Raw genomic sequence first — 10,534 nt, forward strand, 5'->3', positions numbered from 1 at the left:
CGGGGGCGCTCACAGGTGGATCCCGCACTCGGTCTTGGCGCTGCCCGCCCACCGGCCCGAGCGCGGGTCCGCGCCGGCCGCGACGGGGCGCGTGCAGGGGGCGCACCCGATGGACGGGTACCCCTGCGACAGCAGCGGGTTGACGAGGACGCCGTGGTCGTCGGCGTAGCGCTGCAGGTCGTCGGCGCTCCAGGCGGCCAGCGGGTTCAGCTTGACCAGCCCGTGCCGCTCGTCGAACTGCACCAGCGGTGTCCCGGCCCGGGTGGGCGCCTCGTCGCGGCGCACCCCGGTGACCCACGCCTCGTACCCGGCCAGCGCGGCCGCCAGGGGTTCCACCTTGCGCATGCGGCAGCACGCCGCCGGGTCGCGCTCGTGCAGGCGGGCGCCGTGCTCCTCGTCCTGCGCGGCGACGGTCAGCCGCGGCAGGACGTCCACCACCCGCACGTCCATCGTCGCCGCGACCGCGTCGCGGGTCCCGCGGGTCTCGGCGAAGTGGTACCCGGTGTCCAGGAACAGCACGTCCACGCCGGGGGCGTGCCGGGCCACCAGGTGCGGCAGGACCGCGTCGGCCATGCTGCACGCGACGGCCAGCCGGCCGCGGAACTCCGCGGCCGCCCAGGCCGCGACCTCGTCGGCACCCGCCCCGGCGAGGCGGTCGGCGGCCGCGGCCGCGAGCGCGCGCAGCTCCCCGGCCGGGCGGGTGGTGGGGGTCGTCCCCGTGGGGGTGCTCATCGCAGGGCCTCCTCGTCGCTGCGGTGCGCCCAGGCCGCGAACGTCTCGCGGTCGGCGCGGGTGTCCAGGTAGCGGCGCACGACGCGCTCGACGTAGTCGGCCAGGCCGGTGGCGCTCACCTTCAGCCCGCGCACCGTGCGGCCCAGCCCGGGTTCGGCGCGGTCGGCGGAGGCCAGCCCGCCGCCCAGGTGGACCTGGAACCCCGGCACCTGCACGCCGTCGTCACCGGTGACCAGCTGCCCCTTGAGGCCGATGTCGGCGGTCTGGATCCGGGCGCAGGAGTTCGGGCACCCGTTGACGTGCAGGGTGATCGGCGTGTCGAGCTCGATCCCCGCCAGTCGCCGCTCCAGCTCGGCGACCGCGTCCGCCGCCGTGGCCTTGGTCTCGACGATCGCCAGCTTGCAGAACTGTATGCCCGTGCAGGCGATGGTGCTGCGGCGGAACGGCGACGGCGCGGCGGTCAGCCCGAGCTCCCGCGCCGCGGCCAGCAGCGCGTCGACGCGGGCGGGGTCGACGTCCAGGACGACGACCTTCTGGTGCGGGGTCAGCCGCACGCGGCCCGACCCGGCGGCCTCGGCGGCGTCGGCCAGGGCGCGCAGCACCGTGCCGCTGACCCGGCCCACGGTGGGGGCCAGGCCCACGTAGCGGCGGCCGTCCTTCTGCTCGTGCACGCCGACGTGGTCACCGGGACCGCGCGGCGGCGGCGGCGCCGGGCCGTCGGTCAGCCGCCGGCCCAGGTACTCCGTCTCCAGCACCTCGCGGAAGCGCGCGGCGCCCCAGTCGGCGACGAGGTACTTCAGGCGGGCCTTGTTCCGCAGCCGGCGGTAGCCGTGGTCGCGGAACACCCGCACGACCCCGTGCCACACGTCGGGCGCCTCGTCCGCGGTGACGAACGCGCCCAGGCGCTGGGCGAGGTGGGCGCTGGTCGAGAGCCCGCCGCCGACCCACACGTCGAAACCCGGCCCGAGCTCGGGGTGGACGACGCCGACGAACGACACGTCGTTGATCTCGTGGACGACGTCCTGGCTGGGGTGGCCGGTGACGGCGGTCTTGAACTTGCGCGGCAGGTTCGCCAGTTCCGGGTCGCCGACGAAACGCCCGACGATCTCCGCCACGACCGGTGTCGGGTCGACGACCTCCTCGCGGGCGATCCCGGCCACGGGGCTGCCGAGCACGACGCGCGGGGTGTCGCCGCACGCCTCGGTGGTGCGCAGGCCCACGGCCTCCAGCTCCCGCCACACCTGCGGAACGTCCTCGACCCGCACCCAGTGCAGCTGGACGTTCTGCCGGTCGGTGATGTCGGCGGAGTCGCGGCCGAAGCGCGTGGACAGCTCCCCGACGACCCGCAGCTGCTGCGTCGTCAGCGCCCCGCCGTCGATCCGCACGCGCAGCATGAAGAACTCGTCGGACAGCTCCTCGTTCGACAGCTGCGCGGTGCGGCCGCCGTCGATGCCGGGCCGGCGCTGGGTGTACAGGCCCCACCAGCGGAACCGGCCGTTGAGGTCGTCGGGGTCGATGGAGGAGAAACCCTCCCGGGCGTACACGCGCTCGATCCGCTCGCGGACGTCGAGGCCCGGCCCGGCGGCCTTGACCTCCTCGTTGTGGTTGAGCGGTGCCCGACCGTCCACGGCCCACTGGCCGTTGCTGCGGGTGCGCGCGGGGCGGGCCGGCGGCGCGGCGGGTGCGCCGGACGTCGTGAGCGAGGGGTCGGGTGTCATCGGTCCTCACGGGGGTGCGGGCCCTCCGTGAGGAGCGCCCCTAGCGGTGACGGGGAGGGGTGGGGGAGGTGGTGCGGCGGCAGGCGTAGTTGCTGTGCACGCGCATGAGGTCGACGTACCGGCGCGAGACGAGGCGCACGGTCAGCGGCTGGACCACGTCCCCACCGTAGGGCACGCGGAACTCCCGTCAAGCCCGTCGGGGAGTTCCGCGGGTTCTCCGGCGGGTTCTCCGTGCGGTCCGCGAGGAGTTCCGGCCGGTGGCGGGTGTTGACGGTCCGGGCCCGGCGCCCTAGCGTGGTCGGCAGGTCACGAGTGCCAGCGCCAAGCCCCGGCTCGCTGGTCGGCAACCCTCCTCCGCGGCGGGGTGCTCCGGGTGAGGACCTGGTCGGTCGCCGCACGGTGCCCGGCAAGCGCGGACCTGCGGGTCCACCGGGACGAACGGGAACCCCTCGTGCGCAGACTCGTGCTCCTCGCCGTCGTGGGCCTGCTGGCCCAGCTGGTCGACGGTTCGCTCGGCATGGCCTACGGCGTCACCTCGACGACGCTGCTGCTCCTCGTCGGCACCAGCCCGGCCCTGGCGTCGGCGACGGTGCACCTGGCCGAGATCGGCACCACGCTGGCCTCCGGCGCGGCGCACCACCGGTTCGGGAACGTGGACTGGCGCGTCGTCCGGCGGGTCGGGATCCCAGGCGCCGCAGGCGCTCTCGTCGGTGCCACGCTGCTGTCGTCGTTGCCGGCGGACGTCGCCGCCCCCCTCGTCAGCGTGCTGCTGCTGGGGCTGGGCGTGTACGTCCTCGTGCGGTTCTCAGTGACCACCCTGGACGTGCGGTCCCTGCACCGCCCGCTGCGGCGCAGGTTCCTGGCGCCGCTCGGGCTGTTCGCGGGTTTCGTGGACGCGACGGGCGGCGGCGGCTGGGGCCCGGTCGGCACCCCGGCCCTGCTCGCCTCGGGCCGGCTGGAACCGCGCAAGGTGATCGGGTCCGTCGACGCCAGCGAGTTCCTCGTGGCCGTCGCGGCCAGCGCGGGTTTCCTGCTGGGCCTCGGGGCGCAGGGCATCGCCTGGTCGTGGGTCCTCGCGCTGCTCGCCGGGGGGCTGGTGGCCGCGCCGATCGCCGCCTGGCTGGTCCGGTTCGCACCCCCGCAGGTGCTGGGTGCCGCCGTCGGCACCGTCATCGTCCTCACGAACTCCCGCACCCTCCTGCGCACCGACGCCGTCGCCGCGCCGGACGGCGCGCGGTTCGCCGTCTACGCGCTCGTCCTCCTCGCCGGCGGACTGGCCGTGACCAGCGCGGTGCGCCGCCACCGGCGTTCCCGGAGCACCCCCGTCCCCGAGCTGCAGAGGAGCACCCCCGCGTGACCTACGTCGTCGCCCAGCCGTGCGTGGACGTCAAGGACAAGGCGTGCGTCGAGGAGTGCCCCGTCGACTGCATCTACGAGGGCGAGCGGTCGCTGTACATCCACCCCGACGAGTGCGTGGACTGCGGGGCCTGCGAGCCCGTGTGCCCCGTCGAGGCCATCTACCACTCCGACGACGTCCCGGAGCAGTGGTCGGCGTTCACCGCCGCCAACGTCGAGTTCTTCGACCGGGTCGGCTCCCCGGGCGGGGCGGCGGCGCACGGCCCGGTGGCCGGTGACCACCCGCTCGTGGCGACCCTGCCCGGGCCGTCCTGACGGTCCCCGCCCGCGCTGCGCCGTCCGGGTCCTCCCGGCCGCCCGGCCTCAAGGTGCCGGGCCGGACCTCCGATCGGGCAGACGTGGACGATCCCAGCGTGCCGGAGCGCGGTGAGCGGTCCCCGCTGGTGAGCCTGACGCCGCGGCGGCCCGGCGCCGGGCCGTCCCGTCGAGCCCGCGCGTCGTCGCCGAGCGCCCTGGACCGCGAGACCTCCCGCGCCGTGCTCGACAGCACCGCGGCCCTGGTGTGCGTGCTGGACGTCCACGGCCGCTTCACCCTGTTCAACCGCGCCTGCGAGGAACTGACCGGGTACGCGGCCGAGGAAGTGCTCGGCGAGGAGATGTTCGACCTGGTGGTCGTGCCGGAGGACCGCGACCTGGCCCGGCAGGGCGTCGCCCTTGGCGTGGCCCACGGGTCCTCCAGCGTCGCCGAGGGGGAGTGGCTGGACCGTCGCGGCGGCCGGCACCGCATCCGCTGGCACAACACGGTGCTGCTCGACGAGGACGGGGTGCCCGACCGCCTCGCGTGCGTGGGCGTCGACGTCACCGAGCAGCGCCGCGCCGAGGAGATGCTGCGCCAGCTGGCGAGCACCGACCCCCTCACCGGGCTGCTGAACCGGCGCGCGCTGTTCGAGCAGGCCGCTGCGGCCCTCGAGCCCGGCGGCGAGGGCTGCGGCGTCGTGTGCGCCGACCTCGACGGTTTCAAGCGCGTCAACGACGAGCACGGGCACGCCGTCGGCGACGCCGTCCTCGTCGAGGTCGCCGCCCGGCTGCGCTCCGCCGTCCGCGACGGCGACGTCGTCGCCCGCACCGGCGGCGACGAGTTCGTCCTCCTCCTGCGCGGCACCGGGTGCGACCCCGCCGACGCCGCCGCGCGCGCCGCCCGGGTCGCCGCGGCCGGCCCGCTGGCCCGCGCCCACGGCGTCGGCGTGAGCGTGGGGTGGGTCCTCGCGGCCGCCGGCGCCGACGTCGACGAGGCGCTCTCGCGCGCCGACGAGCGCATGTACGAGGTGAAGCGCTCCCGCCGGCTGGGGTGAACGCCGGTCGACCGCTCGGTGCACGTCCTCACCGCCGTGTTACGGCGGTGTTACGTTGCGCGTGTGAGCTTCCACGACCAGTTCGTGCTGGCGCAGGGGCCCCGGGCCCACCCGCAGGGGTGGGGCGAGCGCACGGCGCACGGGTGGACGCTGGCGTCCCACCCGTCCCTGCCGGTCGTCCCGCTCCTCGAGGGCGACGGGAGGACCGCCGGTTGGCTGCTCGGGTGGGTCGTCGCCGAGGACGGTGCCCTGCTGCACGAGCGGGCCTCGCTGCCCGTCGAGGCGGTCACGGGCCCCGGCGGGACGGGCGCCGACCCCGGCGCCGTGGAGGACCACCTCTACCGCTGGGCGGGGCGGTGGGCGTGCCTGCTGCTGCGCGGGCGGGCCCGCCTGCACCTGGACCCCGCCGGGTCGCTGGCCGTGGTGCACTCCCTGGCCGAGCGCGCCGTCGCCTCCACGACCACGGTGCTGCGCTGGGGCGACCCCGAGCTGGCCAGGCGCTGGGAGCGCCGCACGCTGCGCCGCAGCGGGTACCACCCCGCCGGGGTCACCAGCGCCGAGGGCGTGCAGCGCCTCCTGCCCAACCACTACCTCGACCTCGCCTCCTTCGAGCCGGTGCGGCACTGGCCCACCGCGCCGCTGGAACCGGTGAGCTCGGCCGCCGCGACCGCCGAGCGCGTCGAGGTCGTCGCCGGTGCCGTCCGCCACCTCCTCGTGTCGCTGGCGGCCCGGCACGAGCTGCTGCTGCCGCTCACCGCCGGCCGCGACAGCCGCCTCGTCGCCGCCGCCGCCCGCCCCGTCCTCGACCGCACGACGTTCGTCACCTTCGGCTACGAGGACGACCGGCGCACCGACGTCTCCTTCGCCCGCGAGGTCGCCCGGCGCCACCACTTGGACCTGCGCGTGCTGCCGCTCCCGCCGGTCCCCGAGGCCGACGCCCGCCGCTACCTCGAGCGCGTCGGGTACGACGCCCACGAGGGCAAGGCCCGCGACTTCGACCTCGCCGCCCGCGCCCTGCCCCTCGACCGGGCGTGGGTGACCGGTTTCGCCGGCGAGGTCGGCGGCGCGCCCTACTGGCGCGGCACCGACGTGCCCGCGGCCCCGCGGCCCGACGAGCTGCTGCGGCTGGTGCGGCTGCCCCCCGACGAGCGGCACGAGGACGCCCTGGCCCGCTGGCTCAAGGAGGTGCCGCACCGCGACGTGCACGACCTCCTCGACCTGGCCTACCTCGAGATGCGCGTGGGCTGCTGGGCCGGCCCCCAGCTGTACGGGGCCGCGCCCTTCACCCTCAGCGCGATCGCCGTCAACTCCCGGGCCGCTTTCACCGCGATGCTGCAGCTGCCGCTGGAGCACCGCCGGCGGCGCGAGCTGCCGCCGGCGGCGACCCGGCTGCTGTGGCCGGAGCTCGCCCGCCCGCCCTACGGCCGCGCGCCCGGGGTGCGCGGCTGGCCGGTGGCGCTGCGCCGCACCGCCGGCGCCGCGCGCGCCCGGCTGGCGCTGGGGACGCGGGCGGCGCGGCTGACCGGACGGAGCGGGTGACCGGGCGGAGCGGCTAGCGTCCGGGCACGTGCTCCGCCTCCGCGACCGCCCGCGCACCCCGCGCACGCCCTGGTGGAGGTTGCCGGCCCCGGTGCGGACGCTGCTGCTGAGCCAGTTCGCGTTCAACGTCGGCTTCTACCTCGTCGTCCCCTTCCTCGCGGTGCACCTGGCCGACGACCTGGCGATGGCCGGGTGGCTCGTCGGCGTCGTCCTGGGCGTGCGGACCTTCAGCCAGCAGGGCCTGTTCTTCGTGGGCGGTGCGCTCACCGACCGCTTCGGCGTCCGCCCCGTGCTCCTGACCGGGTGCGCGGTGCGGGTCGCCGGGTTCTGCGTGCTCGGGGTGGCGGGGTCGCTGCCGTGGGTGCTCGTCGGGACCGTCCTCACCGGGTTCGCCGCCGCCCTGTTCTCCCCGGCCGTGGAGACGGGCCTGGCCCACGAGGGCCGTCGGCTGGAGGACGCGGGCACCACCACCCGCGCGGAGCTGTTCGCCCTCGACGCCGTCGTGGAGAAGGTCGGCTCGTCCGTGGGGCCGGTGCTCGGCGCGCTGCTGCTGGCCGTCAGCTTCACCACCACCTGCCTGGTGGCCGCGGGCGTCTTCGTCGTCGTCCTCGTGGCGAACGCCCGCTGGGGCCCGCGCGCGCAGCCGGGCGGTCCCGCGCCGGCGGGCGTGCTGCACGGGTGGGGGGCGGTGCTGCGCAACCGCCGCTTCCTCGTCTTCACGGCGCTGTGCTCGACGTCGCTGCTGGCCTACAACCAGATGTACCTGGCCCTGCCGGTGGAGCTGGAGCGGGCCACCGGCTCCACGGCCGCGCTGGGGGCGATGTTCGTGGTCGCCGCGGCGGTGACCGTCACCGCGCAGGTGCCGCTGGCCCGCTGGGCACGGCGCCGCGGCCCGGCCACCGCCCTCCCGCTGGGCTTCTCGGTCACCGCGGTGGCGTTCGCGCTCGTGGCCGCCGCCACGGCCCTGCCTGCGGGTGCCCTGCCGGCGCTCGCCCCGGCCGTGGCGTTCGTCGTCGTCCTGCACCTCGGCTCCGCCGTGGCCGGCCCCCTGGTGCGCGACCTCGTCCCCCCGCTGGCCCGGGAGCGGCACGTCGGGGCCCACTACGGGGTGCTGGCCTCCGCCGGGGGGCTCGCCGTGCTGCTCGGCTCGACGGCCGTGGGCGCCCTCCTGGAACCGGGCGCGGCGCTGCCGTGGCTGCTGCTGGCCGTCCTGCCGCTGCTGTCGGCGGCGGGCCTCGCGGTCCTCACCCGGCGGCCCGCTGCGCCCGCGCACCCCGGGCGCGCCGGAGGCCGGCGGGCGAGGGGGCCAGCGCCGACGCGCTGACCGCGAGCACCGACAGCGCGACCAGCGAGAGCGCCGGCGCCAGCACCACCCACGGCGCGCGCTCCACGTAGGGCAGGCCCTCCGCCAGCACCAGGCCCCAGTCCGGCGTCGGCGGCTGCGGGCCCAGGCCGAGGAAGCCCAGCCCCGCCAGGGCCAGCGCCACCCCCGGCAGGCGCAGGAACGCGTTGCGCAGCACCGGCCCGGCCACCATCGGCAGCACGTGCACCAGCAGCAGCCGCACCCGCCCCACCCCGAGGACGGGCAGGACCCGCACGTGCGGCTGCGCCACCGCCTCGGCCACCAGCGCCGAGGTGTGCGAGGCCAGCGGGGCCCAGCTCACCAGCAGCACCGCGATCGCGGCGCCGGTCGCCGAGGGCCCCGTCACCGCGGTCACCAGCAGTCCGGCGATGACGGGCGGGGCCGCGTTGGCCACCTCGACCGGGCCGGCCGTGAGGTTCGGCAGCAGACCGGCCAGCACCCCCACGAGGTAGCTGGCCAGCACCACGACGACGGCCGTGGCGATCGTCGTGCCCGCTCCCTGGCCCAGCCGGGCCAGCAGGTCGCGGCCGGAGGCGTCCGCGCCCAGCAGCAGCTCCGCGCCGGGCGCGGTCAGCCGGCCCCGGTCGGCGGCGAACGGGTCGCCGCTGAAACCGCCGACCACGAGCAGGACGAGCAGCAGCAGCGCGCTCAGCGGCACGAGCCGGTCCCGCAGGCGGGTGTGGTGCCCGGTCGAGGGGATGACCAGCCCGCCCGCGCGCGCCGCGCGCCCCAGGACGAGGCGGCGCACGAGGTCGGTCGTCACGCCGAGCAGGGCGCCGAGGCCGATGAGCAGGAGCATCCCGGCCTGCAGGACCGGCAGGTCCTGCGTCTGCGCCGCGCCCAGCGTGGTGCGGCCCAGGCCGGGGACGGCGAAGACCCGCTCGACCGCGACGGCGCCGCCGACGAGGCTGACGACGACGAGGCCGACCTGCGGCAGGACGGGCGGGACGGCGCGCAGCAGCACCCCGCGCGCCAGCGCGCCCCGCGGCGCGCCCGCCGCCGTCCACGTCGCCACCCACTGCTCCGCGCCGCTGGTCGCGACCGCGTCGGCGACGATCCGGCCCATCAGCCCGCCCGCCGGCAGGCCCATCGCCAGCGCCGGCAGCACGGCGCTGGACGGCCCGCTCCACCCGTACGGCGGGAACAGGCCCAGCCACACCGAGGCCACGACGAGCAGGACCGTGGCCAGCAGGAACTCCGGCAGCGCCGTGAGGGCGGCGGCGACCGCCCCCGACGTGCGCCGCGGCCTCCCGCGCAGCACCGCCGCCAGCGACGGCGCCACCACGAGGGCCGCCACCAGGACCGCCGCGACGAAGGAGAACGCCATGAGCGTCACCGACACGCCCGTGGCCGACAGCACCCCCGGCAGCACCGGCGCCCCGCTGACCCACGAGGTGCCGAAGTCGCCGCGCACGACGTCGCCCAGCCAGCGGCCCAGCAGCACGACCGGCCCGTCCGCCAGGCCCAGCTGGCGGCGCACGGCCTCCAGGGCCTCCGGGGTGGCCTCCTGCTCGGCGGAGCGCCCGCGCAGGACGGTCAGGGCGGGGTCGCGCCCCGACAGCCACGGCAGCAGGCCGACCACGCCGACGACCGCGACGACCGTCAGCAGCCGCGACAGCGGCCGCGCGAGAGCGGCCGCCACCGCGCGGGCGCGCCGGCCCCCCCAGCCGGCGGGGGGCCGGGGGGAGGGCCCGGCGGACGGGGGGACGTCGACGACGCTCACGGGTTCCTCGGACCTCCTCAGCGGGGGGCGGTCTCGGCGCTGATCAGCTCGCGCTCGCGGGAGTCGCGGACGACGTCGGTGAACCGGCCGGACTCGCCCTGGACCACGCGCTCGTGCAGCATCGGGATCGCCGCGTCGGTCTCCAGGACGAGCCGCTCGGCCTCCAGGACGGCCGCGCGACGGGCGTCACCGGTCGGGACCTCCGCCGCCCGGCGCAGCGCCTCGTCGACGGCGGGGTCGCACAGCTGGGCGATGTTGAAGGAGCCCTCGCAGGAGAAGTCGGAGTACATGTAGGCGACCGGGTCACCGGAGTCCAGCACGGTCGCGCGGGACAGGACGAACGCGTCGAAGGCGCCCGCGAGGGCGTCGGACTCGATCTGGGCGTACTCGCGCACCTCCTGGCGGACGCGGAAGCCGGCGGCCTCGAGCGACTGCTGCAGCTGCACCGCGACCTCGGGCAGCTCGGCGCGGTCGGTGAAGGTGGCCAGGACGACCTCCGCGCCCGCCGGGTCGGCCGCGGGGGTCTCCGAGCGCTCGGGACGGCCTTCGGCGGCCCACGGCAGCGCCGGGCCGAGCAGGCCCTGCGCCACGTCCGCGCGGCCCTCGTAGACGGTGTCGACGATGGTCTGCCGGTCCACGGCGTCGGGGGGGGGGGGGGGGGGGGGGGGGGGGGGGGGGGGGGGGGGGGGGGGGGGGGGGGGGGGGGGGTGGGGGGGGGGGGGGGGGGGGGCGTGGACCTGGTGGTGCTGCA

The 10,534-nt window shown here is 77.2% G+C and carries 8 protein-coding genes, 1 pseudogene and 1 riboswitch; of the genes and pseudogenes, 5 read left to right on the forward strand and 4 right to left on the reverse strand.

Annotation, left to right across the window (positions count from 1 at the left end; all coding sequences use genetic code 11):
• Positions 1–9 precede the first annotated feature (9 nt).
• Together ACRYMY_RS15260 and ACRYMY_RS15265 are read right to left on the reverse strand one after the other, a co-directional pair.
• Entirely contained in the window at positions 10–732 is a 723-nt protein-coding gene (locus ACRYMY_RS15260) for a phosphoadenylyl-sulfate reductase (protein ID WP_432548081.1), read from the reverse strand.
• Positions 729–2,450, reverse strand: coding sequence for a nitrite/sulfite reductase (locus ACRYMY_RS15265; protein ID WP_432548082.1), 1,722 nt, complete (start codon positions 2,448–2,450; stop codon positions 729–731). The genes ACRYMY_RS15260 and ACRYMY_RS15265 overlap by 4 nt, the downstream gene beginning before the upstream one ends.
• Before the next feature lie 304 nt (positions 2,451–2,754).
• Positions 2,755–2,869: riboswitch (SAM riboswitch) on the forward strand.
• 32 nt (positions 2,870–2,901) lie between these two features.
• Between ACRYMY_RS15265 and ACRYMY_RS15270 the strand changes: the two genes are divergently transcribed.
• The 5 genes from ACRYMY_RS15270 (at position 2,902) to ACRYMY_RS15290 (ending at position 8,021) form a co-directional block, all read left to right on the forward strand.
• Entirely contained in the window at positions 2,902–3,807 is a 906-nt protein-coding gene (locus ACRYMY_RS15270; RefSeq protein ID WP_432548083.1) for a sulfite exporter TauE/SafE family protein, read from the forward strand.
• Positions 3,804–4,121 (forward strand): ferredoxin, encoded by a 318-nt coding sequence (gene fdxA, locus ACRYMY_RS15275; protein WP_432548084.1) that lies wholly within the window; start codon positions 3,804–3,806, stop codon positions 4,119–4,121. The genes ACRYMY_RS15270 and fdxA overlap by 4 nt, the downstream gene beginning before the upstream one ends.
• A gap of 83 nt (positions 4,122–4,204) precedes the next feature.
• The gene (locus ACRYMY_RS15280) at positions 4,205–5,158 is read left to right on the forward strand and encodes a GGDEF domain-containing protein (protein ID WP_432548085.1); all 954 of its coding nucleotides are present in this window, start codon (positions 4,205–4,207) and stop codon (positions 5,156–5,158) included.
• Between the two features lie 63 nt (positions 5,159–5,221).
• Complete coding sequence (locus ACRYMY_RS15285) at positions 5,222–6,697, forward strand: asparagine synthetase B family protein (RefSeq protein ID WP_432548086.1); 1,476 nt, start codon at positions 5,222–5,224, stop codon at positions 6,695–6,697.
• A 28-nt stretch (positions 6,698–6,725) separates the two neighbouring features.
• Positions 6,726–8,021: an MFS transporter gene (locus ACRYMY_RS15290; RefSeq protein ID WP_432548087.1), complete on the forward strand. Its 1,296-nt coding sequence runs from the start codon at positions 6,726–6,728 to the stop codon at positions 8,019–8,021.
• Here the strand turns inward: ACRYMY_RS15290 and ACRYMY_RS15295 are convergent.
• On the reverse strand, positions 7,942–9,783 hold the full coding sequence (locus ACRYMY_RS15295; protein ID WP_432548088.1) for an ABC transporter permease subunit: 1,842 nt from the start codon (positions 9,781–9,783) through the stop codon (positions 7,942–7,944). The genes ACRYMY_RS15290 and ACRYMY_RS15295 overlap by 80 nt on opposite strands.
• A gap of 17 nt (positions 9,784–9,800) precedes the next feature.
• A pseudogene (locus ACRYMY_RS15300) lies at positions 9,801–10,427 on the reverse strand (ABC transporter substrate-binding protein); the annotation flags it as partial.
• Positions 10,428–10,534 lie beyond the last annotated feature (107 nt).

Origin of the sequence: Kineococcus haloalkalitolerans (assembly GCF_050871905.1) — a bacterium.
Lineage (GTDB): Bacteria > Actinomycetota > Actinomycetes > Actinomycetales > Kineococcaceae > Kineococcus.